At 39.8% G+C, this 24854-nt stretch carries 24 protein-coding genes and 1 tRNA gene; all 25 read left to right on the top strand.

Annotation, left to right across the window (positions count from 1 at the left end; translation table 11 throughout):
* Positions 1–172: 172 nt before the first annotated feature.
* The 25 genes from WC955_04590 (at position 173) to murF (ending at position 24834) form a co-directional block, all read left to right on the top strand.
* Entirely contained in the window at positions 173–754 is a 582-nt protein-coding gene (locus WC955_04590; protein MFA5858323.1) for an outer-membrane lipoprotein carrier protein LolA, read from the top strand.
* Between the two features lie 68 nt (positions 755–822).
* Entirely contained in the window at positions 823–1575 is a 753-nt protein-coding gene (locus WC955_04585; GenBank protein MFA5858322.1) for a RodZ domain-containing protein, read from the top strand.
* A gap of 6 nt (positions 1576–1581) precedes the next feature.
* Complete coding sequence (rimO, locus tag WC955_04580; GenBank protein MFA5858321.1) at positions 1582–2910, top strand: 30S ribosomal protein S12 methylthiotransferase RimO; 1329 nt, start codon at positions 1582–1584, stop codon at positions 2908–2910.
* Between the two features lie 17 nt (positions 2911–2927).
* Complete coding sequence (gene pgsA, locus WC955_04575; protein MFA5858320.1) at positions 2928–3527, top strand: CDP-diacylglycerol--glycerol-3-phosphate 3-phosphatidyltransferase; 600 nt, start codon at positions 2928–2930, stop codon at positions 3525–3527.
* The gene (locus WC955_04570; GenBank protein ID MFA5858319.1) at positions 3524–4024 is read left to right on the top strand and encodes a phosphatidylglycerophosphatase A; all 501 of its coding nucleotides are present in this window, start codon (positions 3524–3526) and stop codon (positions 4022–4024) included. Before pgsA ends, WC955_04570 begins: the two co-directional genes overlap by 4 nt.
* Positions 4025–4175: 151 nt before the next feature.
* Entirely contained in the window at positions 4176–5210 is a 1035-nt protein-coding gene (gene recA, locus WC955_04565) for a recombinase RecA (GenBank protein MFA5858318.1), read from the top strand.
* Between the two features lie 11 nt (positions 5211–5221).
* A complete protein-coding gene (locus WC955_04560; protein MFA5858317.1) occupies positions 5222–5800 on the top strand; it encodes an MBL fold metallo-hydrolase in 579 nt (192 codons plus the stop codon).
* A gap of 15 nt (positions 5801–5815) precedes the next feature.
* Positions 5816–7651 carry an ABC transporter ATP-binding protein gene (locus WC955_04555; GenBank protein ID MFA5858316.1) on the top strand — a complete coding sequence of 612 codons (1836 nt, stop codon included), beginning with the start codon at positions 5816–5818 and terminating at the stop codon, positions 7649–7651.
* The gene (xerD, locus tag WC955_04550) at positions 7629–8516 is read left to right on the top strand and encodes a site-specific tyrosine recombinase XerD (GenBank protein ID MFA5858315.1); all 888 of its coding nucleotides are present in this window, start codon (positions 7629–7631) and stop codon (positions 8514–8516) included. The genes WC955_04555 and xerD overlap by 23 nt, the downstream gene beginning before the upstream one ends.
* Before the next feature lie 89 nt (positions 8517–8605).
* On the top strand, positions 8606–9775 hold the full coding sequence (gene tyrS / locus WC955_04545; protein MFA5858314.1) for a tyrosine--tRNA ligase: 1170 nt from the start codon (positions 8606–8608) through the stop codon (positions 9773–9775).
* Positions 9772–11133, top strand: a complete 1362-nt coding sequence (locus WC955_04540) for a sensor domain-containing diguanylate cyclase (protein ID MFA5858313.1) — start codon at positions 9772–9774, stop codon at positions 11131–11133. Before tyrS ends, WC955_04540 begins: the two co-directional genes overlap by 4 nt.
* Positions 11130–12419, top strand: a complete 1290-nt coding sequence (locus WC955_04535) for a GGDEF domain-containing protein (GenBank protein ID MFA5858312.1) — start codon at positions 11130–11132, stop codon at positions 12417–12419. The genes WC955_04540 and WC955_04535 overlap by 4 nt, the downstream gene beginning before the upstream one ends.
* 19 nt (positions 12420–12438) lie before the next feature.
* A complete protein-coding gene (locus tag WC955_04530; GenBank protein ID MFA5858311.1) occupies positions 12439–12774 on the top strand; it encodes a cupin domain-containing protein in 336 nt (111 codons plus the stop codon).
* A 20-nt stretch (positions 12775–12794) separates the two neighbouring features.
* Positions 12795–13679, top strand: coding sequence for an ROK family protein (locus tag WC955_04525; protein MFA5858310.1), 885 nt, complete (start codon positions 12795–12797; stop codon positions 13677–13679).
* Between the two features lie 91 nt (positions 13680–13770).
* Positions 13771–14199 carry a HAMP domain-containing protein gene (locus WC955_04520; protein ID MFA5858309.1) on the top strand — a complete coding sequence of 143 codons (429 nt, stop codon included), beginning with the start codon at positions 13771–13773 and terminating at the stop codon, positions 14197–14199.
* Entirely contained in the window at positions 14186–14683 is a 498-nt protein-coding gene (locus tag WC955_04515) for a response regulator (protein MFA5858308.1), read from the top strand. The genes WC955_04520 and WC955_04515 overlap by 14 nt, the downstream gene beginning before the upstream one ends.
* 56 nt (positions 14684–14739) lie before the next feature.
* On the top strand, positions 14740–17049 hold the full coding sequence (locus tag WC955_04510; protein MFA5858307.1) for a carbohydrate binding domain-containing protein: 2310 nt from the start codon (positions 14740–14742) through the stop codon (positions 17047–17049).
* Positions 17050–17122: 73 nt separating this feature from the next.
* Positions 17123–17196: transfer RNA gene (locus WC955_04505), tRNA-Val, on the top strand.
* A 51-nt stretch (positions 17197–17247) separates the two neighbouring features.
* Positions 17248–17949: a C4-type zinc ribbon domain-containing protein gene (locus tag WC955_04500; GenBank protein MFA5858306.1), complete on the top strand. Its 702-nt coding sequence runs from the start codon at positions 17248–17250 to the stop codon at positions 17947–17949.
* Between the two features lie 630 nt (positions 17950–18579).
* A complete protein-coding gene (mraZ, locus tag WC955_04495) occupies positions 18580–19014 on the top strand; it encodes a division/cell wall cluster transcriptional repressor MraZ (protein MFA5858305.1) in 435 nt (144 codons plus the stop codon).
* Positions 19011–19877, top strand: coding sequence for a 16S rRNA (cytosine(1402)-N(4))-methyltransferase RsmH (rsmH, locus tag WC955_04490; GenBank protein ID MFA5858304.1), 867 nt, complete (start codon positions 19011–19013; stop codon positions 19875–19877). The genes mraZ and rsmH overlap by 4 nt, the downstream gene beginning before the upstream one ends.
* 17 nt (positions 19878–19894) lie before the next feature.
* A complete protein-coding gene (gene ftsL, locus WC955_04485; protein ID MFA5858303.1) occupies positions 19895–20161 on the top strand; it encodes a cell division protein FtsL in 267 nt (88 codons plus the stop codon).
* Between the two features lie 8 nt (positions 20162–20169).
* Positions 20170–21981, top strand: coding sequence for a penicillin-binding protein 2 (locus tag WC955_04480; GenBank protein MFA5858302.1), 1812 nt, complete (start codon positions 20170–20172; stop codon positions 21979–21981).
* Positions 21965–23452, top strand: a complete 1488-nt coding sequence (locus tag WC955_04475; protein MFA5858301.1) for a UDP-N-acetylmuramoyl-L-alanyl-D-glutamate--2,6-diaminopimelate ligase — start codon at positions 21965–21967, stop codon at positions 23450–23452. The genes WC955_04480 and WC955_04475 overlap by 17 nt, the downstream gene beginning before the upstream one ends.
* Positions 23449–24834 (top strand): UDP-N-acetylmuramoyl-tripeptide--D-alanyl-D-alanine ligase, encoded by a 1386-nt coding sequence (murF, locus tag WC955_04470; GenBank protein MFA5858300.1) that lies wholly within the window; start codon positions 23449–23451, stop codon positions 24832–24834. Before WC955_04475 ends, murF begins: the two co-directional genes overlap by 4 nt.
* Positions 24835–24854 lie beyond the last annotated feature (20 nt).

Genomic DNA, 24854 nt, shown 5'->3' with positions numbered 1-24854 from the left:
AAGCTGTGGATGACTATCTGCAAAAAAATGAAAAAAGTTTTGAAACAGGGGGGGGACGGATAGGTCAAGAAAAATGAATAATTATATAAAAATATCAGTATGTGTTTTATTAAGTTTCGCGTTCTCGGTTGCTCCTCTCTTCTGCGGAGAGAAAGGAGTACCGAGACTTACGATGCAGCAGTTGATAGCCAAAATCGCTGAAGCTGAAAAACAAATGAAGACCGTGAGTTTTAGTTTTGTCCAGCAGACAAAACTTACTGTTGCTGAGACTGAGTATACGGTTGTCGGTACGGTAAAGATTAAGTTGCCTGGCCAATTAAGGCTGGAATGCGAGAAGCCAGAAATGTATACCGCTGTTTTGAAAGGCGATTTGTTAACCATATACTATCCCAGGTATAACCAGGTTACCACCGCAAAATTGTCGTCAATGACAAACGATGCAATGTTCAGTGATCTATTGTTAAAAATAATTGGTTCTTCAAAACAACTGAGTAAAACTTACCAGATGTCTATTCTCGAACAGTCAGAGCAGCAATGCGTCTTGGTGATGATCCCGCGCATAATGCCTTCTCTTAAGATAAAGGTGTGGGTTAATATGAAAACTTTAGTTTATGAAAAACTTGTGATTAACAGTGACAGTTTTCAGACTACAATGGAGATAAATGATTTTGAGATTAATACAATCCAGGACGATAATGTGTTTGAACTAAAGTTACCGTCAGATGTAGAAAAACTTGATCTGCCTCAAGAATAGAGTGTGCGGTGTAGCGGAACGTTAATAAATAATAGTAAGTCAGAAAGGTATTAATACAAAAAAGGTTTATGGATAATACTATCGGCGAGCTGTTGAAGCGTCGGCGTGAAAATTTGGGGTATACCCTTGATAAGGTTCATGTCGCAACTAAGATTTCTGTAAATTTTATTATAGCGATAGAAGCGAATGAATGGGATAAATTCCCGGCACGCGTGTATCTACGAGGATTTCTTAAAAAATATTCTGAATATCTGGAGTTAGATACACAAGAGATTTTACGGATGTTTGACCATCCGCCTGAAATAAGTGAGCCTAAAAGTATACAACAGGGCGCTAAAGATGGGATCAAGGATATATTCGGCCGCTTAGGTAAGTATATTACTCAAAATAATGATACCCCTGTTAAATATGCAGTTGGAATTGTTACCGGTGCGGTATTAGTGGTTTTACTGGTTATTTATGTTATAGATAATTATGATTTCATTGATTTTTCTTCTGGTAAAAATGTTATTTCAGCGATAAGTGTAAAAACAAGTAGTGTTACAGTACCATCAAATACTCAGCCTGCGGGGAAAAAGTATGTGTTAACTATAAAAGTATTTGTGGACACATGGATACGCGTAACGCTTGATGGTAAAAAAGAATTTGAAGGTATTGTGTATACAAACAAGAATTATCGTTGGGATGCCGGTGAGGCAATCAACCTTAAGGTGGGATATGTGCGCGGGATTGATGCTATGCTTGACGGTGAACATGTAGACTTACTCAGTGGCGCGAGGCAGGGAGTTAATGAAGTAAATTTACCAGTAAAAAGTAATTAAGATAAAATGCGTATACTTTTCTTGGTATTGGGATGCAGTAAAAATCAGGTTGAAGCTGAAACATTAGCGTCATTATTTGCTAATAAGGGTTATGAAATAGTTGATTCTTATCAAAACGCGGATTGTGTTATCATCCATACCTGTGCGTTTATCAGTACCGCAAGGGAAGAAGCGGAATGGCATATCCGTAAAGTGCTGGAGTACAAAAAAACGGGGAGCTGCAGAAAAGTTGTAGTGACCGGGTGTTGGGTGCAGTATCATACTGAAGATGTTGAAAAGATATTTCCTGAAGTAGATCATTTTGTTGGCACTGCTGAACTTCATAAATTAGAAAAAATATTGTCTCAAACTGATAAGTGTTTACAACAAAAACATGTTTCCCGCTCAGGTGGAGGGTATCTCGACCTGCCTTTAGGTTATAAACGTATGCTCCCAAAGGGCGAATATTCCGCGTTTATCCGTTTAGCAGAAGGGTGTAATCACGGATGCAGTTTTTGCGTAATACCTCAGCTGCGAGGGAAATATCGATCAAGGAGTATTAAAAGTATTGTGAATGAAGTTCGAATACTGTCATCATACGGGGTTAAAGAAATTAATCTTATTTCTCAGAATACAACATATTACGGATTGGATCTTTATAATAAACTTATGTTGACAAGGTTAATTGAAAAACTTGAAAACATTGAGGGTATAAAATGGATAAGATTACTTTATACTCATCCAATGTATATCAACTCTGAGTTGCTTAAGTTAATGAATGAATCCGATAAGTTGTGTAAGTATCTTGATATGCCGGTACAACATGTGAATGACAGGCTGTTGAAACTTATGCGGCGCGGGATGGGGACGAAGAAGTTGTTGGAGATCATCGGGAGAATAAGGAATACTGTACCTGAGATTGTATTAAGGACAACATTGATCGCCGGATTCCCAACTGAAACCAGAAAAGAATTCCGTGAACTTTCTGATTTTGTGAAGGAAATAAAATTCAACCATCTTGGCGCGTTTGAGTATAGTGATGAACCATCAACTCTGTCATATAAATTAAAAGAAAGAGTACCGCCTCTAGAAAAAACGCTGAGGGTGGAAACATTGTTTTCTATACAAAAACGTGTAGTATCGGATTATATGAAGAAACGTTTGGGTACAATATCAGAAGTGTTAATTACCGGCCTTAATCAGAAACATGCTGTAGGGAGGAGTTGTTACGAAGCGCCTGAGGTTGATGGTAATGTTATAATTAATACTCTAGCGGTAAAACCCGGTGATATTGTAAAAGTAAGGTATATCGGTTATCGCGAGTATGATATTATAGCGGAATTGGTGAAGGAATAATAGGATAGGGGTGGAATATGACAGTATTGAATATCGCAAATAAGATTACGCTAATACGTGTAGTGCTAATACCGTTTTTTATTATATGCTTGCTGATACCTGGATTTGTTTATACTGTCGCAGCGCTTATAATTTTTGTTATATGTTCATTAACGGATTCATTTGACGGTATGCTCGCAAGAAAATATAACCTCGTTAGTACGTTTGGTAAATTTGTTGACCCATTAGCGGATAAACTTTTGGTATCTTCCGCGTTTGTTTCGTTTATCGCGATTGACCAGCTTTCGGTTCCGGCATGGATGGTTATAATCATACTGGCTAGAGAATTTATTATTACCGGTATGCGCGGACTCGCGGCAACTAGCGGACGCGTTATTGCAGCGGATACCTCAGGGAAAGTTAAAACTACGGTACAGATGATAGTAATAATTTTAATACTTACGGTACTATGTGTATTGTCGGGTATTAAATACGGTATGTTTGATACAGGTATTGATTATGACAGAGCGGTAGTAATTGCAAAAAATGTTGGTTTTTATTCAGTAGCGCTTACTGTGGTGGTTACTATATACTCAGGGATAGATTATCTTGTTAAACACCGGGATCTGTTTTTATGACAAATATAAAACCCGGGATAGCTGTTGTATTAGCTAATATTGTGTCCACTTTTTTTGGGGTGGGGTATACAGGGTTTATAAAAGGAAGAGGGCAGGGAACCGTTGCTAGTTTTGTTGCTATGGTTGTCTTGTTTTTGCTTCATCGTAAAATTAATACTTATACGGAAGCGGGTATTCTGGTTGTTTTCATTATTATCGCTATTATTACTTCCGGGATTACAGAAAAGTTTTATGGTGTTAAAGATGACCCGAGGGTGGTTATCGATGAAGTTGTGGGGTGTTTGGTTACAATGTTTCTTTTACCAAAGAGTATCATTTTTTTAACTGCAGGGTTTATATTGTTCCGGGTGTTTGACATACTAAAACCTTTTCCAGCGAAACTCTCACAAAACCTGTCCGGCGGGATTGGGATTGTTGTAGATGATATTATAGCCGGGATTTATGCTAATGTTGTGATTTACATATCCGCATACGCCATAATGTTACTGTATAAATAAATGGTTGTTATACTAAAAAAAATTGTATAATTTTTAAAGATATGAACGAAAAACGTGTGATAAGTACGGAGTTCGAAAAAATGGTGGGTGAAACGAGGGAAAGAAAAAACGGAGGGAATGTGTGATGGTAAAAGAAAGAGAAAATGAAGAAATGAAAGATGCCGGTAAGGAAGTTAAGAAAGATACTGAGAAGGCTAAAGCGTTAGAGATGGCAATGACCCAGATTGAAAAAGAGTTTGGTAAGGAAGCTATTATGCGAATGGGTGAGAAGGTTGCAAAAATTAAGTTGGAATCTATCTCCACTGGTTCAATCGGGCTTGATATCGCTACCGGTATAGGAGGTATTCCCCGCGGGAGGATTACTGAAATATATGGTCCTGAATCTTCAGGGAAAACTACGTTGTGTCTTCATATAATAGCAAATACGCAAAAAAATGGCGGAGTTGCAGCGTTTATTGATGCGGAACATGCGATGGATCCTATATACGCGAAACGTATCGGGGTTGATGTTGAGAACTTGTTAATATCTCAGCCGGATTCCGGGGAACAAGGGTTGGAAATTTCGGACCGGTTAATCCGCAGCGGTGCGGTGGATTGTATAGTAATTGATTCAGTCGCAGCGCTGGTTCCCCGTTCAGAGATTGAGGGCGAGATGGGTGATATGCAGATGGGGTCACAGGCACGGTTGATGTCTCAAGCTTTAAGGAAACTTACTTCTAATATTTCGAAATCCAAGACCGCAATTGTTTTTACTAATCAGTTACGTCAAAAGATAGGTGTTATGTTCGGAAATCCGGAAACTACACCGGGTGGATTGGCATTAAAGTTTTACGCGTCAATACGGCTTGATATCCGCAAGATTGAAACCTTAAAACAAGGCGATGTGGTTGTGGGGATAAAAACACGGGTCAAGGTTGTAAAGAACAAGGTTGCTGCACCGTTCCGTAATGCAGAATTCGAACTTAACCCGCAAGAAGGTATTTCACGGACCGGTGAATTGCTTGACTACGGGGTTAATGAAAATATAATCGAAAAAAGCGGGTCATGGTTTATGTACAAAAACGAGCGGGTTGGGCAGGGACGGGATAATGCGAAGAAGTATTTTGTTGAACATCCCGAACTTCTGGATGAGATTGAACGCGTAATCCGTGAAAAATATAATCCTGTGGTTAAAGGGGACGAGTAAGTAAGCAGGCGATGTTGATAACGTTAAAAGTTGGCAGCCTTGCAACTAACTGCTATATATTATCCGATGATAGTACACGCAAATGCGTGATAATTGACCCGGGAGATGAAAGTAAAAGGATTATTAAGAAACTAAAAGAACTCGGCTTGGTGGTTGAGTATATTATCAATACGCACGGTCATCCTGATCATATATTTGGGGATAATGACGTAAAAGAATTTACAAGCGCAAAGATACTGGCGCATAAAAATGATGCTACGATGCTGGAACTCATTGATATTAAAATTGACAGGTTTTTGGAAGAGGATGATGTGGTGGAAACAGGGAAAATTAAGTTAAAGGTAATTCATACACCGGGGCATACACCCGGGGGGATATGTTTGTTATACGATGATATCTTATTTACCGGGGACACTTTGTTCTGCGGAACTGTCGGGCGTACGGACTTACCTGGGGGTAGTGAAGAACAAATTATTAGTTCAGTAAAGAATAAATTGATGATATTACCGGGTAAAGTAAAGATATTGCCCGGCCACGAGGATGCGTGTACTATTGAAGGTGAAAAATTGCATAACCCTTATTGTAGGTAAAGAATGCAGGAATAAATGAACGAAAAAACACATAAAGAACAGCAGCGCGGTTATATTTATAGGTTTATTGAATATTTAAAACCTTACTGGTTGAGAATACTCATAGGATTGTCTTTTATGGGTGTTGTTTCAATAATTGTGATGATTGTACCGTCCGTAGTAAGGTTTGTAATTGATAAAGTTATTCATAACAGCAGTGTTGTCATAAAATTGTTCTGGTTCGAGAAAACAGTATCTAGCGGGGAAGCGCTAAATATAATATTTGTCGTTCTAATAACAATATTTATCATACGTTCACTTTCTGTTTTCACAAGTAATTACATTATGTCATATGTTAGCCATAAATTATTGATGGATCTCCGAATGGCAATATTCAAGCATTTACAGTTGTTGTCGATGAAGTTTTATGATACCCGGCAAACCGGTAAGATTATGGCCAGGATAACGTCGGATGTTGATACACTGGCAGGTCTTAGCCGTGAACTTGCAATTGAGTTAACCACAGACACAATGACGCTTATCACAGTGATAACAATTTTGTTCATTATGAACGCAAAACTTGCAGTGATTGCGTTATGCGTACTTCCGTTATATGTGATTAATTATATGACATTACGCAATAAAATACGTAACCGCAGTTTGAGTATCCGTGAGAATTGGGCTGAGATATACGGGGGGTTGCAGGAAGTTATTGCCGGAGCAAAGGTTGTGAAGTCATTTACCGGTGAAAAACGTGAAGAACTTGGGTTTTTTCATGATTTGCATCAAACACTTATATCTAATATAGAACTCGCTAAATTATCGGGTACACTAGGCGGGGTAAGCAGTTTTCTTCATGGATTGGGCGTAGCTCTTATACTATGGCTTGGCGGGAGAGAAGTTATAAAGGGTGATCTCACCGCAGGGGCGTTAGTTGCGTTTTACTCGTATCTCGGATTATTATATGCTCCGGTAATTAAACTGACTAATATCAACGAAATGATAACCCGCGCTAACGTTTCATTACAGCGTATATTCGAAATTCTGGATACCCAGCCTGAAGTAAAGGAAAGTGAAAATGCGAAAAGGATTCCGGATATAAAAGGCCATGTTGTATTTGAAAACGTGTGTTTCAACTACGAACATGATCAAAGAGTATTAAAAAATATTCAGTTTGAAGTATTCCCGGGAACGATTAATGCGTTGGTAGGACGCAGTGGCGCAGGAAAAACTACAGTAACAAACCTTATATGCCGGTTCTACGATCCTTCTTCAGGGAGGATTTTAGTTGATGGAAATGATCTTAGTAATGTAACTCTAAAATCTTTACGCAGCCAAATCGGGATAGTTCTTCAGGAAAGTTTTTTGTTTTCAGGTACTATTAACGATAACCTTAAATACAGTAATATGGATGCTACTCAGTATGAAATTATAGAAGCTGCAAAAGCAGCGAATGCACATGAGTTTATAATGAATCTGCCCCGCGCTTATGAATCACAGATCGGTGAACGCGGTGTGAAACTTTCTGGCGGGCAGAAACAGAGGCTTGCAATTGCCCGGGCAATACTCAGGAATCCCAGAATATTGATTTTGGATGAAGCAACTTCAGCGCTTGATTCAGAATCCGAAGCTCTTATACAGGAAGCATTGGAACGGTTAATGCTTAACCGCACCAGTTTTGTTATTGCACATAGGTTGTCTACAATACTGAAGGCGGATAAGATATTGGCGTTCGAAAACGGTGAATTAATGGAATCAGGGAAACATGATGAGTTGTTGAAGAATGACGGTGTTTATGCGCGGTTATATAATCAGCAGTTTAAGCTCGTGAAGACGTATATGGATAACGATGTCGCAAATACAGTATCTTGATCTCTTTATCAATTTTGTGGCGTTAGATAAAGGATTGGCGGTTAATACTCAACTTGCATACCGCCGTGATGTAAAAACTTATCTTGAATACCTTGAACAAAAAAAAGTTGATTTATTCAAACTTTCGCATACAGATATCACGGAATACCTTTGGCAGCGGAGAGAGAAACGGTTGGAACCCACAACCTTGTTTCGCAATATTGAGTCAATCAAAATGTTTCATAGGTTCCTTGTGACGGAAGGATATGCGCAGGTTGACCCTACTGTTAATATTGTAACTCCTCAGCTTGCACAAAAACTACCGGAAGTTCTTTCCATTGAAGAAGTACAGGTGTTGATGGAACAGCCTAAGGTTTCTGACCGTGACGGTTATCGTGACCGCGCAATACTTGAAGTGTTGTATGCTGCCGGGTTAAGGATTTCTGAACTTAGCGGGTTATTGGTTTCAAACGTAAATCTTGAGTTAGGGTATGTTAGTGTTATTGGTAAGGGAGGGAAGGAACGTGTTGTCCCGTTAGGCAAGATTGCGCGTACCTCAGTAGTAGCATATATAGAAAATGAACGCGGTAAACGCGCGGGATCGGATGTTCCTGAACTTTTTGTTAGTTCCAGGTGCAAGAGAATATCCAGAATATCATTATGGAAAATAGTAAAAAAATATGTTCATCGCGCGGGAATACAAAAAAAAGTTACCCCTCACAGTTTAAGGCATTCATTTGCAACGCATATGCTGGAACGCGGGGCGGACCTAAGGTCTGTACAGGAAATGCTTGGCCATGCGAATATTGCTACTACACAAATATATACGCATCTTGACCGTGAACACTTGAAACAAATGCACCGTAAATACCATCCCCGCGGTTAAGATTGTCTAAAGTATTTTTGTATTTGTTAAAATCCCGTAAAGTATGATAATATTATTACTATAACAATGTAAATAGGCGGTATTTATTCATGGAAATTGCAAGGCAAGTAGAGGTTTTTAAAAAAAACCTAGTTGATTTAATATCAGAAGAAGAATTGATTAGTAAACTTAAACGCGGGAAGCCGTTAAGGATAAAACTTGGTGTTGATCCCACAGCGCCGGATCTTCATCTCGGGCATACCGTTAGTTTACACAAATTGCGCCAGTTACAGGATATTGGGCATCAGGTGGTTTTTATTATCGGTGACTTCACTGCGTGTATCGGCGATCCCAGTGGCAGATCGGCTACACGGCCGTCTTTAACTAAAGACCAGGTATTGGTTTATGCTAAAAGTTATACTGATCAGGTTTTTAAAATCCTTGATAAATCAAATACAGAAGTGGTGTTTAACAGTAGCTGGCTTGATAAACTGGGTATCAGCGGTATGCTTAACCTCGCATCACGGTATACTGTTGCGCGGATGATTGAACGCGATGATTTCCATAAGCGGTACACTACCGGCGTGCCAATAACAATCCTAGAGTTTTTATACCCGTTGATGCAGGGTTATGATTCAGTAGCAGTGCGTTCCGACCTTGAACTTGGGGGAACGGACCAGAAATTTAATTTACTTGTAGGGCGTGAACTGCAAAAAGAGTTTGGGCAGGAGCCTCAGCTGGTAGCTACATTGCCGTTGCTTGAGGGTACGGATGGCATAAAAAAAATGTCTAAATCATATGGGAATTATATCGGTATAGATGAACCGGCAAAAGATATGTTTGGGAAATTAATGTCTGTGCCAGATGATATTATGTATAAATACTTCCAGATATTTACGGATCTAGATATTAATGAATTAAAGACAAAGCATCCGCGGGATAATAAAGTGTTGCTCGCAAAACTGATCGTCGCAGAATATCATTCTTCACAAGAAGCAGAAGCTGTATCGGAAGAGTTTGCCAGGACGTTTACAAAAAAGGAATTCCCGCAGGATGCGCAAACGTATACCTGCCCGAAAGACGGGATGGGGATAATTGAATTATTGCTTGAGACCAAACTTGCTTCCTCAAAGAATGAAGCGCGCAGGTTGATACAACAGCATGCCGTGGAAATCGGCGATAGGAAAGCGGAAAATGACAAAGAAGTTGTTAATGTATCAGTACCGCTGGAATTACGTGTTGGTAAACGCAGGTTTATCAAAGTACTGCCTCCGAAATGAGTAATTCAAAAAGTAATTATCAGGCAATAGATTATAGGTATATACTAGCTCTGCCTTCAATTGTTTTGGTAGCATCAATACTACTGTCAATACTTGCCCCGCAATATTCATCTGTATTTCTTTTATTTAATGCGATACCATTGATTTATGTGTACTACGTCCGGGGATATGTTTTACCGCCTGTGTGGACACTGCTGGCAGTGCTTAGTTGTTTCCCAATCATAATAATAAAAGATGAAACTCTCATGAGCCAAATATATCAATTATTGATGGCGATATTGTTTTTATCTGCAGCATGGTGTTTGGTGAATAGGTTACACAGGGTAGTGAGTAAACAAAAACATGTTGTATTGGTAGGACTCTCTGAATCACAGAATAGGTGTGCAAGGATAGATGCAGAGATTGCTAATTATGAAATTCAGGAGAAAAGTTATATTGAGAAAAGTGAACGGTATCAGCTACTTTCTTCTGCTGCACGGGAACTCGGGGGGACACTTGACACAATAAAAATACGAACACAATTACTCAGTTATGCTCAAAAATGTTTTCCACAACAAAATGCAAAGTATCAGGTATCAACCCAGATAAATGATATGGTTTCTGACTGGGTTATAGCAAGGCGATCGCCGTTGCTTATAAGCGATATATCCCGCGATTTAAGGTTTGCCAGTATTCCTGATTATGTTGCGAACTCCCTGATTGCCGCACCGGTGTTTATTGACAAACAGATTGCCGGGGTGTTAAGAATTGATTTAATAGTAGGTAAAGCGTTTGATTCGGAAGATCTCAGGATGCTTGATATTTTGTGTTCAATTGCGAGTACGGCGTTGAGTAATGCTTTAATGTTTAATAATCTCCATGAACTGTCAGTCACCGATACACTTACAGGGATGTATACCCAGCGCTTTTTTATTGAACGGATGAATGAAGAAATCTTGCGTGCGGGACGGTATCATACAGAACTCGGGTTAGTAATGATAGATATAGATCATTTCAAAAAATATAATGATACCTACGGGCATGATGTTGGCGATATTGTGTTACGCCGGGTAGCGGGTAATATAAGTAATTGTATTGAAGAAACGGATATCCTGGGCCGTTACGGTGGGGAAGAATTTGTGGTACTGTTCCCAAGAGAGAATACCGTCGGGATTAAAGATATTGCTGAACATATTAGGGATGTTATAGAAAAAGACAAGTTCTTACTTAAAGGTAAAGAGTCTTTTGTTACGGTTAGTGCCGGTACTGCGGTATTCCCGGGTGAGGCTACCACCGGGCAGCAGTTAGTGAGGGTTGCGGATGAAAGGTTATACAAAGCTAAACAAACCGGTCGTAACCGCGTGGTGGGTAGCCTATGACTATAAGCATCTTTGTTAATGGATTCACGTTTTTGATGACAGCTATAAACCTGTGGTTGTTGATCTACCACGAAAAACATTTATTGATTGGAATTGCAATTACCGCGGTTGCAGGTATTTCTGCACTTGCTATTAATCTAAGCATTTATACAGCAGGGACTCAGCTGGTTTTGTTGATTGTATCTGTCCTTGTGTTCATAATTAAGAATAAGTTGATCGTAGAGAAGCGTATTCGCGAGAATATGGTTAATGAAAACTTGATTAAAGAGAAAAATAAAGTTGTTAAACTTGAGAACATTAAGAACAGGATAACCAATCTTGAGCAGGGAATTAGGAAAGTATTAAAGTTTTACGGTGTTACCCGCGAGCTTGCCGGGATTGTGGAGTTTGACGATATGATTACTCACCTGGAACATTCAGTAAAACTATGCTTACCGGTAACAAAAAAGGTTATGTTTTTTCTTACGTCCCCTGAACTTAATAAAGTGGAATTCGTGGGTGCAGGTAGTTCAGGAGATGCAAACAGTGAATATGACAATGAATTGGCTTTACGTGCTATACATAACCGCAAGTTAGAGATAGCTGGTGAAACCGGTATGATTGCGGTACCGCTGGTATTGATGTCTGAAGTTATCGGAGGGTTTATTATAAGAGTTCCTAATGATACCGAGCTTACTTCTCCAGTATTGTTACTGGATATTGAAATCCTGGCTAATCAGTTAAGTTTGGGTGTTGAAAAAGCTAGGTTGTATTCGCAGGTACAAAGAATATCGCGGACTGACGGGCTCACGGGTCTGCATCGCAGGCATTATTTCTTTGATAGGATGGAAGAAGAAATAGTACGTGCAAAAAAGTATGCTACTAATTTTGCGGTTGTTGTGATAGATATCGATCATTTTAAGAAGGTTAATGATACTCATGGGCATCAGGTAGGGGATGAAATCCTAAGGGGTATTGCCGAAATTATTAGAGAGTGTATTTATGAGACTGACATGGCAGGGCGTTTCGGTGGAGAGGAATTTATGATACTGCTCCGCCGGGCGGATGATCCTGCGGGGGTATTCCGTAAAATGGAATGGCTAAGAAATTGTGTGGAACGCAAAATGTTCGGGAATATTATGGAACCGTTAAGAGTGACGATAAGCATAGGTATTGCGTTTTATCCGAGAGATGATCAAACCGGCCGGAAAGTTTGGCAGTTAGCAGACCAGGCGTTGTTGCACTCAAAAAACACGGGACGAAATCGGACAACGGATTATTTAACAATAAAAAATGTTATTGATTAATTTTTCAGGGAGGGATTGTATGAAAACTGTAGAGAAACCATGGGGTAAGGAAATATGGGTAGCGCATACGGATAAGTATGTCGGTAAAGTTATCTGGATAAACAAAGGGCAGAGGTTGAGTAAGCAGTATCATAATATTAAGCATGAAACACTGTACGTGGATTCAGGTGTGCTTTATATTGAAATTAACGGGGAAGATCGTGTGATGCATGAAGGTGATGCCATTGTTATTACGCCGAAAACTGTTCATCGCATGGGTGCAAAGGGAAGTGATGTTAAAATATTTGAAGTCTCAACTAGTGAAGTGGAAGATGTGGTAAGGCTTGAGGATGATTATGGGCGTAAAGGTAAATAAGTTGCGGTTGGAGTGAATCTATGAAAAAGTATATTGTCGGTGTGGATTTGGGCGGGACTAAAGTCGCTGCGGCTGTTTTTAACAGAACAGGGAAGATTATTGGTGCACGGGTAAAGTTACCGACAGAAAAACGGTTTGGAAAACACAGTCTCCTGCAGAGTATTTATAATACAATCAATATGGCTATCCGTGATGCGGGTATAAAAATTAATATGGTTGAAGGTATTGGGCTTGGCTCGCCTGGGCCGCTGGATATTGAATCCGGAAGATTACTCACGCCAATAAATCTTAAACCATTGCACGGGTTTAATCTTCGTAGATGTTTTGAGAATAAGTATAAGGTTCCGGTAAGGTTGCAGAATGACGCAAATATTTTTGTTTTAGGTGAAGCCGTATACGGTGCGGGTAAAAAGTGTAAGATTGTTTATGGAGTAACTTTGGGGACAGGGTTGGGGAGCGGGTTAGTTATTGATAAAAAAGTGTATAACGGTGCAACGGGGAATGCCGCTGAAATCTGGTGTTTGCCTTACAAATCAGGGATTATAGAGGATTATGTTTCAGGCCGCGGGATTAAGAATATTTTTCGTAAATTGACTAACATGGATGTGGAACCCAGTATAATTGCGGAACGCGCCAGGGATGGGCATAAGATGGCAATATATACGTGGAAACTTTTTGGAAAGCATTTAGCATATGCGCTTAGCTGTGCGGTTGAGGTTGTTGACCCTGAAATAGTTGTAGTGGGAGGGTCGGTGTCAAAACAATACACGTTATTCTTTCCTTCGATGAAGAAATGGATGTCTTACTATCTGAGATATCTTCCACAAAAGAATGTGAAGGTTGTTCCTGCGACGCTTGGGAGCGATAGCGCGGTAGTTGGTGCAGCGGCGTTGTTCTTAAAATAATTAATATTGATTTCATAGAACTTGTTCTTGTATTTATTGTAAAATAAGTTATTAAGTGAATAACAAACGGGCAGATAGGGGATCTAAGCTTTTGGAGCAAAAAGGGCAGTTTCCACGCCGGCAGTTGTTAGTAAAGCCTCTACAAGTTAAGTACGCCAGCCTCCTAGCGTTGGTATTGATGTTATTTTTAATACTCTCCGAGGTTGAATTGTACTTTGTCATAAAACTGTTAGTGAACGCATCAGCGGCAGTTGATACTATGGCGCAAGTTAAAAAGTTGCAATTGATAATTCTAACCGCAGGATATGTGTTTATTGCGCTTGTGTTATTTATTGCTTTATTATTTTCTCATCGCATAGCCGGGCCGTTATACAGGATTGAAAAAATTATTAATAACATAACGGAAACCGGTAATATTGACCAAAAAATAGTATTGCGTAAAAGCGATGAACTTCATGAACTGGCAGAAGCGTTAAATAAAATGTTTGCTGTATTGAAAGACAAATATGAGCGAAAATAATTGGGACAAAAAATCTAAACTAATTAGTTTACATGAAACTGAATTGTTACTTCATGTAAGTGCGGCACAACAAAAAAGTGAGGCGAAGAATAAGGTTACCCATAAAATTAATTACAGCGATAAAGGGTCTCACCGTGTTTTAGTGATTGACGATGATGACGAGGTGCGCCGTGTTATTACACGTACAATCTTATGGCTTGGTTTTATCGCTGATGAGGCATCCACACCGGTTAAGGCGCTGGAGATGGTGGAAAAACGGTTTTATGACGTTATATTTTTAGATGTAATCCTTCCCACTATGAACGGGTTACAGTTATATAAAAAGATCAGGTATAAATCACCGTTGTCAAACGTATATTTCATGACAGCGTTTTCGGTAGATGAAATTATCCGGGAAGGATTGTTATTGGGTGCAAAAGCGTATATCCCAAAACCATTTGATCTGGATACTATTATTAAAATTGTGCGTACTGAAACAGAATGATTTCAAGGTTATTTTTGCTTATCTTATCAATATTGTTTTTGTCTTCCGAAAGCCTTATGGGTAAAGAGATTAATAGGATACTTCAGGAGTTTGATCTTATTGACAGATGTTATATCCGCGGTAACGGCGCCGAATTTACAATCGAGAATATTGACAAAAAAAGTGGTATCGGTGCAGGACGCGTGGTTTATGATTTTCAAAAGAACGAAAGTAATGACTATAGAGAACTTGTGTGTAGTAAAGAAGTGGATGGTAAGCCCAGAAAAGTAGTTGTTTGGATAAAAGGGGATGGAAGTAATAATACTGTAGCTATACGGTTACGTGACCGCAGCGGTGAGATGCATCAGTATAAACTATGTACATTGAATTTTAATGGGTGGAAGAATATTGAAGTTGTTTTAGGGAAAGATGCACTGTTAGGCAATACCTGGCTTGGGGACAGTAATGGCGAACTTGATGTTCCTGTAAGAGTTGTGAGTTTGGTAATCATGCACCCGGAAAATGCTGGTTTGACAGGTACGGTTATGTTTGACGGGCTGGCGTTGATTTCAGAAGTTTCTGATACTGAAGTGATAAAGTTGGGTTTTGTTTGGGAAAAACAAGGTGTTTGGGTTGTTGATGACAAAATTGGGGTGTGTCTTCGTATCAGTAATACTGACAATAATGAACATAAAGCTGTACTTCATCTCGTTGTACGGTCAAGTTATGATAAGGCCGTATACTCTGTTGAAGATGAAGTAGTTGTTCCTCCAAATGCGTCAATTGAGAAAGAGGCAGGGGTTATTATCAGTACTTCAGGTTATTACATTGTTGATGCGTGGCTGGCCTTTGGGAGCACCTCTACAACTGTTATAAGTACTGTTGTGCTAAAAAGTGATGTTTCAGATAACCAGAATACAAAATCAAAGTATTTTGCTGTGAATACCGAGCTTGCTACTCAACGAGACACTGTACGTGAAAAAGTTGTGAAGTTAGTTTCGTCTGCGGGGATTGGGTATGCTGTTGAGCCTTTAATATGGCAGGTAGTTGAGACCGAGGAACTAAAGTATAGTTTTGGTAATTACAAGGAGTATATTGATATTTGTCAAAGTAACGGTATAGAGCCTGTAATCTCGGTTGATTGCAGTGTAATACCTTATTATGGCAAAGAATTTACGGTACAACAACGCCGTGATGCGTTTTTTAAAATGGTAGAAATGGCTGTGCAAAAGTTGTCTCCAGGTTTATGGGGTGTTGAGTTTAAGAATATTGAAAGTTTAGTTATTCGTTCTGCTCAGGATAAGTCCGTCGACAGGTTCACAGCAAAAGAATATGCTGCGGTTGTAAAAATGTTGAGTGATACTGCGAAAAGAGGTAATCCAAAACTTAAGTTATTATTGAATATAAGCAGTGTAAAAGATCTAAAACTCGTAGAAGGGATTGGGAGTCAGCTTGCGGGAAGGTTCTTCGATATATTAACCGTTTCTTGTGAAGGTAATGACTTGCTTCAGTTTACTGAATCTTCTGTTTACAAAAATATAACGGGATTTACTAAAAATTTTAAGTTAAAGAATGTGTGGTTGACTGATGTCGGGGCTGGGTTTACTGGGCGGGAGGATAGGTTTTATGCTGGTTTGATTACCCGTGCGGCTGTTATGTTCAAAAACACAGAGGGAATAACGAATGTTGTGTGGGTTGCAGCACAAAACAAAAATGTTGGTTCAACAGATCAATATCCCGGCGGGATAGTAGGTTCTCACGGTCTCCCGTCATTGCAGTACTTGGCTATTAAAGTTACGATTGAAATGTTACAGGGTTGCGTAAAAGATCCTGCGTTTGAAGATAAGATTAATTATAATCCCGGGGTCTTGTCTTATGTGTTTGTTTCAAGTAAGGATAATTCAAGGATTCTGGCGTTGCTTCCTTATAAAAATATCGGCAATACAGGATTATCAGTATCGAATGATGGGGCGGTTATTACCGATAATGTGGGATATACTGAACGCGTGAGGCCGTCATTAAGCAAGGTGTCTATCCCATTGTGTATTAATGAAGGAGTATTTGTAAAACTTCGGGAAATTACTAATATGTATCTCACTCCGGCGCATTGCGTATTTGAACCTGATAGTGCGGTGATAAAACCGGGGGAAGCTGAAGCTGTTGTGAGAATTAAGGCTGAAATAAACACAAAAATATTGTGGGAACCCAATGATTACGTACACGTATCTTCCACTACTACCGATGTCCTCTCAAATACCGGTGCGGAAGTGCGGGTGGGACTTAAGAAGAAGGAGAAATTAAAGAAAGTTATCTGGCTTATAGGGCGGTTACTAAGCCCGTACGGATTTAATATCGGCACGGTCAAACTCCAGGTGGTAAGCCCGTAACCGGTTATTTGTATATTGACTTGTATTCTGGTGATAAGTGATAATATAAACATAGGTTGGGTTATAAGTTGCCGGGCGATTAGCTCAGTTGGCTAGAGCGCTAGTTTCACATACTAGAGGTCACAGGTTCAAGTCCTGTATCGCCCAATTTCTCGCCGGTACTGTTGGGATAGGTAGTTTTTACGGAAGGAAGGTATTGTGAACGACCAATTGAGAGCTTTGCTAGACCTGCAGAAGATTGATTCACAAATTGATGCGGTTAATGCTGAATTAAAAAAAATCCCTGAAGAAATTGAGTCTGAACGGTTGGCTATAAATGACGCGAAATTGATGCTGGAAGACAAAAAGAAGAGTTTTGTGCAGTTGAAACTGGAACAAAAAAGCCTGGATATTGAACTGTCTAATAAGGAAGAGGCTATTAAAAAACACAATACTGAACTTAATATGGTGAAAGATAATTCAATGTATCGCGCATTACTCTCAGAGATAGAAAAAGCGAAGATTGACAAAGGTATGATTGAAGAAAAAATGCTGGAATTGATGGATCTCGGGGATAGTCTTAATAAAGATAATAAGATTGAGGAGCAGAAGTATAAAGTTGAGGAAGCTAAAATCAATGACAGAATTGCTATTTTTGAAAAAAGAGTTGTGGAACTTAATACTCAACTCCAGCAATTATCTCAGCAGCGGCCGGGTTATATTGAAAAAATAGAACCTGGGATCATTTCTAAGTATGAACAGATACGAAAACTAAAAAGTTTTGTTATTGTTCCGATAGAAGGCGATTCCTGCGGTGGATGCAGGATACTGTTGCCCGCGTATATGCTTAACGATGTAAAAAAAGATAAAAATATAGTATTCTGCGAAAATTGTTCGCGTATATTGTATTATCCGGAATAATATTTTTTGTTATTTGAAATAATGAATATGCCCCGGTACGTAATGGTAAGTTGCGGCGCCGCCCGGTAAGTGATTACCAGGGAGGAAAGTCCGAACTCTCTTTGCTCCGGTTCTTCCGGTTGTGAAAAAGGGTAGCCTGTTAAGAGCAGGCCGCTGGAATTATGGAATATACTTGGTATTTCCATTATTTTAGCAGAGGTGCGAACAGTGACGGTAAAGATTGAAAAATCTTTACTTCCCGTTTATCACGGGAAATGTCCGTTGTTAAAGACGCGACGTGAAACGGCTAAATCCTTACCTGTGAGCAAGGCCAAAGATGGTGTGCGCGTGTTTGCCAAGTAAACAGCGCCTGCCAAAGTAGGCCGCATATCGGCGTGAAGCTAATTTGCGCCGGTTGAGTATCCGCAGCGATGTGGTACCCAGAGAAATGGCGTCGGCGTAACAGGAAAGAAATGTCCTGTTAACGCACAAAATTCGGCTTATGATTTATCTTACTGCCGGGGCATATTTATTGTTTTAAACTTCAGTGTTTCTCCTTTTAATATTTTATTTAAATTAAATACTTGACAAAAGAGCACGCTTATGTAAATAATATAGTGTAGTAAAGTGGAGAAAAGTGGAGAGTAATGTATGTTATTAGGCCAGTCTGTGCATATGCTCGATGAAAAGAACAGGTTTATTCTTCCTGCGCGATTTAACGGGGATACAAATAAGTCGGCATTCATGGTATTAACCGCCGGGACGGAACAGTGTTTATTTCTATTTAATGAATTTGCGTGGAACAATATCACGGAACGGTTGCAGAATATGAGTCAAATAGGTGAAGCTGAACACAGGGCGTTCAAACGCGTGTTTTTTTCAATGGCTATGGAGATCAAGCTTGATACGCAACGGCGTGTGTTAATTCCTAATATGTTACTGAAATTCGCAGGGATAAAGAAAAACATTATGATCATCGGCGTGGGTGACCGCATAGAAGTATGGACACCGGAGAAGTGGCAGTTGTATAGAGATAAGATAAGCGGGGCGAAATATAACAAGATTGCCGGTAAAGCGGGGATATGACAGAAAAATATCATGTCCCTGTAATGCTATCGGAAGCTGTAGAGTATCTGGTCACTGTGTTAGATGGCGAGTATGTCGACTGTACTTTGGGTGACGGCGGGCATACACAGGCAATTCTCGAGAAATTGAATGATGAAGGAAAAGTCGTAGCGTATGACCGTGATCCTGCAGCAATAAGTACCGCAGAGGTAAGGCTGGAAAAATGGCGTGGCCGTATACAATTCGTTAATGCACCGTTCTCAAAGATGAAGGAAACAGTACAGTCATGCACAGTGAGCGGCGTTTTGTTTGATCTTGGTGTTTCCACAAAACAGTTGATTGACTATCGGAGGGGATTCAGTTTTATGGGGACAGGGCCGTTGGATATGCGTATGGGTATTGGTTCGGTGGTTACTGCCGGGGATATTGTTAATAGTTATCAGTATGATGAGTTAGTAAAGATCTTCAGGGATTACGGGGAAGAACGGTACTCAAATAAGTACGCACATAAAATTGTTGAAGTAAGAAAAAATAAAAGAATTGAGACAACTTCTGAACTTGTAAGTATTTTAGCTGGGGGATATCAGGGTAAACATCCTGCTACACGAGTATTCCAGGCATTGCGTATTGCTGTGAATAACGAACTTGAGGAGTTAAACGCGGGGTTGATAACAGCAGTGGATAGCTTGAAACAGGGAGGGAGGATTGTTGTTATCTCTTATCATTCACTTGAAGATAGGATCGTTAAAAACATGTTTAAATCATATAAAAATGACGGGGTATTGAGTGTATTAACAAAAAAACCGTTGATTCCGAGTGAAGATGAAGTTCGAATAAACCGTTCTTCACGTAGTGCAAAAATGCGTGTAGCGGAGAAAAGATGAACGGTATTAACAAATAAATGCTGAAGAACATCCTGTACTTTGCTTTGTTCGTAAGCATACTCGTAACTGTTGTGTGGACACAGGTTGAGTCTGTACGGTTAGGGAATGACGTAAGTTCTATCTGTAAAAGAATAGCTAATGTTGAGAATAATAATAAGTATTTAAGAATACAACTTGATGAGTTAAGGGATCCCGGGCGGATAGAAAAAATTGCAAAGGAAAAGTTTGGAATGATCGAACCGAAGGGAAGTGAAGTGGTAATTCTTAAGTTGAAGAGTAAGTGAATATACAGATGAATTACAAAAAACGGTATAGTACTAACAGGTTTTCAGGAGAGAAGTCTGAAACAGTAAAAAATGTTAACTTAAAAAAACTGCGGTTCATTCGGAGAATGACTTTATTTGCGTTTTTCTGTATATCATTACGTTTGTTTTACGTACAGGTTGTACAGTTTAAACATTACCGCGGGAAAGCTGATGATTATACCAGGAAGAAAGAAGTGCGGTTCCCAATCCGCGGCAGTATTCTGGATCGTAACAACCAGGAATTGGCGTTAAGCCTATCAACTTATTCCTGTAAGATACTCACTAACGCGGTTAGGGATGCGAAAGAATCAGCCGAGGTTTTCAGTAAGTGTTTAAATCTTGACTATGGAGAGGTATACAAAAAAATATCGGATAAATCCAGGCGGTTTGTGTATCTAAAAAAACAACTCTTACCTGAAGAATGCCGTGCGTTGGATAGATTGGATACAAAACAGTTTAAGTGTTTACAGAAAGAAAATACTTATCGCCGGTTTTATCCTAATAAACAGCTTGCTCAGTATGTAGTGGGGTATATGAAATCAGAAAATCCATCGTCCGGGATTGAACTTTGTGCTGATGAAATTCTTTCAGGCGCGCCTGTGAAACAGATGAGGTTTAGGGATGCTCTGGGGAATGATGTCGGCAGTGTTATACCAATTGAGAAAACAGAAGATGCCCCTCATGATGTGGTGGTTACTATCGACAAAAAAGTGCAGTATATTGCGGAACGCGAATTAGCCGAAGGTATGCGCGTAACCCGTTCAAAAAAAGGTATTGTTGTAGTGCAAGAGCCGTTTACCGGTGAAATCCTTGCGTTAGCGTGTTTACCGTCTTATTCACCGGAAGATGTTCAGCGTGATTCTAAAGTACTGAATAATCCGGCAATTTCGCATGTATTTGAACCGGGTTCGGTTTTTAAGGCCATAACATTTTCTGCATTATTGGAAGAAGGAAAACTGGATATACATGAAAAGGTTTTTTGTGAGAATGGTAAGTGGGAGTTCCATAAGACAAGAATTATTAGTGATCACGAAAAAAAGGGTGCTCTTACTGCACAACAGGTGATGGAAGTGTCGTCAAATATTGGTACTGCAAAGTTGTCGTTGAGGTTGAATAAAAATAGTTTTTATGAATATATATGTATGTTCGGATTCAATGTTCCTACGGGAATATTTTTACCGGGAGAAAGTGGCGGATTATTGGAAGAGCCTAAACGCTGGAGATTGCCTACTCAGCCGACATTATCATTTGGGCAGGAAATTGCTGTTACTGCGATACAGGTGTTAAACGCATATTCTGTTCTGGCAAACGGCGGGGTATTGATGGAACCACAGATTTTAAAAGAAATACGTTGTTCAGAAACTGATAAAGTTGTTTGGTCCGGTAAGCCTGTTCGTATACGAAGAGTAATCTCTGCAGAAACATGCGCAGTGGTAACAAGTTTATTGGAGAGTGTTGTTCAAAGAGGTACTGGTATAAAAGCACAGGTGCCGGGGTATAGAATTGCCGGAAAAACCGGAACTGCACAGAAGTATGAAGCTGCGTTAAAGAGGTATTCTGATACAAAGTATAATGCGCTGTTCTGCGGGTTTCTTCCGGTTGAAAAGGCTAGAGCGGTAATTGTTGTTGTTTTAGATGAACCTGCGGGGTATGACCATACCGGCGGGAGCGTAGCAGGGCCGATTTTTGCGAGGATTGCGCAAAAGTTGATGGAATACTGGAATATTTCTCCTGATGGTACGTATGTTGAACAAAAAAACAAGATGGCAAGGAAACAGGATTATGCAAGCGCTAGGTAATTTATTAAAAAAGGTTAAAACTGAGAGTAAGTTCGATTCCAGGAAAATAGTTTCCGGGTTAAGTTGTGATTCCAGGCTGGTGAAACCGGGTGATATTTTTTTTGCAGTGCCCGGAGTTAAAGATGATGGGGTGAAGTATATTTCCGATGCTGTTAAAAACGGCGCTATTGCAGTTGTTGCTCATAGTAGTTTTTGTGGAGTCATTCCAGCAGAGGTTGTGCTGGTGAGTAATGTCCGTGAAGCTATGTGTTCGGTCTCGCGGGAGTTCTATGGGATTACGGTTGAAAATAATAAACTTGCCGGGATTACAGGGACTAACGGTAAAACTACAATAACATATTTGCTTGAGAGTATCGTATCCTCTGCGGGGTTGGTGCCCGGAGTGATCGGTACCATTAATTACAGGTGGAAAGGTAATGTGTGTGATTCAAAGAATACCACACCGGAATCAATTGAGTTTTACCGTATAATTTCAGAGATGATAAAAGCAGGTGTGAATACCGTGATTGCTGAGGTGTCTTCTCATTCACTTGACCAGACAAGGGTTTATAACGATGATTTTGATGTGTCCGTTTTTACAAATCTTACACCTGATCACCTGGATTATCATAAAGATATGGAAACCTATTTCCTGGCAAAGAGTGTGTTGTTTAAGAGTAAGGGTAGTACTCCTAAATGCCGGTACGCCGTGATTAATATTGATGATCCTTACGGTAAACGTTTAGCTCTTATTGCTGAAAATAACAAAATTACATTACTTACTTACTCGATAAATAATGGTAACGCAGAATTGAACGTAAAACATGTTGAGTATGGTGATAAGAATACAAGGTTTGTGATTGTTAATTCTATTACAGGTAAGGAAATATCTGTAGATACCCCGTTAATCGGGCAGCATAATGTTTATAATATCCTTGCTGCTTGGGGTGCGGGGATGTGTCTCGGGATTGAGGAAAAAAAAATTATTGATGGTATAAAACATATGACAGCTGTACCAGGTAGGTTGGAAACTGTCGATGCGGGACAAAAATATTCTGTATTTGTTGATTACGCTCATACACCGGATGCATTGGAGAATGTTTTAGGGATACTGCGTAAAGTAGCGAAGAAGCGTATTATCACAGTTTTTGGTTGCGGTGGTGACCGTGACCGCACAAAACGGCCGGTAATGGGTGAGATTGCGGTACGTTTAAGCGATTATGCAGTGGTTACGTCAGATAATCCCAGGACTGAGGATCCAGTGAAAATTGTTGTTGATATCGAGGTAGGAATTAAGCGTTCCAACCGCACAAACTATATTGTTAATATTGACCGCGAGAATGCTATCGCGGAAGCGTTGTCAATGGCGAAAGAAGGGGATATTGTTCTTATCGCAGGAAAAGGGCATGAGAATTATCAGATATTCAAGGATAAACGTATACATTTTGATGACCGTGAAGTTGCGCTTAAGTATCTTAGAAGGTTGATATGAAATATTTTAGTTTAAAGCAGTTAGCGGATATCGTGAACGGTAAAGTTGGTAACAACGGAGAGAATGTTGTTGTTAACGCTGTTATCCATGATACCCGTACGATGCTGGGCAGTGCGTTATACCTACCCGTGAAAGGGTTAAAGTTTGACGGGTATGAATTTATTAATACAGCATTTGAGAACGGCGCGGTGGCTGTCATTGTTGATGAAGAATGGCTGAAAAAGAATGCGGACAAACTTAAATCCAAGCCATTCATCTCCGTTCCTGATGCTGTTGTGGCAGTACAAAAACTTGCGGTATATTTACGTAATCAGGTATCGCCGGTGGTTATCGGGATAACAGGGTCTAATGGTAAAACTACAACTAAAGAGTTTGTGGGTAAAATATTTTCAGTTGACGGTAGCACAATAGTTAATCCGAGCAGTTGGAATAATTATCTTGGGCTACCCTTGACTCTGTGCCGGTTGAATAATAACACTAAATACTGTGTGCTGGAAATCGGGACTAATCATTTCGGGGAAGTATCGATGCTGGCAAAAATAGCGCTACCGGATATCGGAGTCATAACAAATATCGGGCGTGCGCATCTTGAGGCTTTTATTGATGAAGAAGGTGTTTTAAAAGAAAAATGTGAATTATTTAATAACATAAAACACGGCGGTACTGCGGTCGTTAATATTGATGACAAACGGTTAGCGGGATACGTTCTACGCGGGGATATAAGAAAAGTAACTTATTCTGTGATAAACGTTATGGCAGATGTGCATTTGATTGAAAGCAAGGTTAATGAAGATATCGGAGGGTGTAGCGGTAAAGTTGCATATGGTATAGACGTTATTAATTTTGATGTGCCGTTGTGGGGGGAGCATAATATCGCAAATCTTGTATCCGCAGTTAGCTGTGCGTATGCTGCAGGGATTAGGGCGGATGTTGTTGAACGTGCGTTGGTAAATTTAGAGTTGCCCAAATTACGGCAGGAAGTTGTGGTTCATAAGTCAGGCGCTGTAATTGTGGTTGATTGTTATAACGCAAATCCTGACTCAATGAAAAAATCAATTGCCGCGGTGAAAGATAAATATGCCGGGAAAAAGATTGTGCTTGTCCTTGGTGAGATGCTGGAACTCGGTGACAGCGCGGAAAAAGAGCATCGAGAAATAGGGTTGTTTATAGGGGCATTGAAAGTACAGAATACTTTGTTATACGGCAAAAACGCCGGGTTGATTGGTGAGGAGTTAGGCAAGCTTGGGAGATCATGGAAGTTATACAGTGAAAAAGATGAGTTATCAAGGGATCTTATTAAGGAACTTACTCCCGGGGTTGTGGTGTTAGTGAAAGGATCGAGGTTGTTGGAGTTAGAAAAAGTTGTGGAAAGTATTAAGTAAAATACAAAAGGGAGATTTAT

The organism is Elusimicrobiota bacterium (assembly GCA_041658405.1).
GTDB lineage: Bacteria > Elusimicrobiota > UBA5214 > JBBAAG01 > JBBAAG01 > JBBAAG01.
This window is presented reverse-complemented; position numbering and strand designations above follow the sequence as displayed.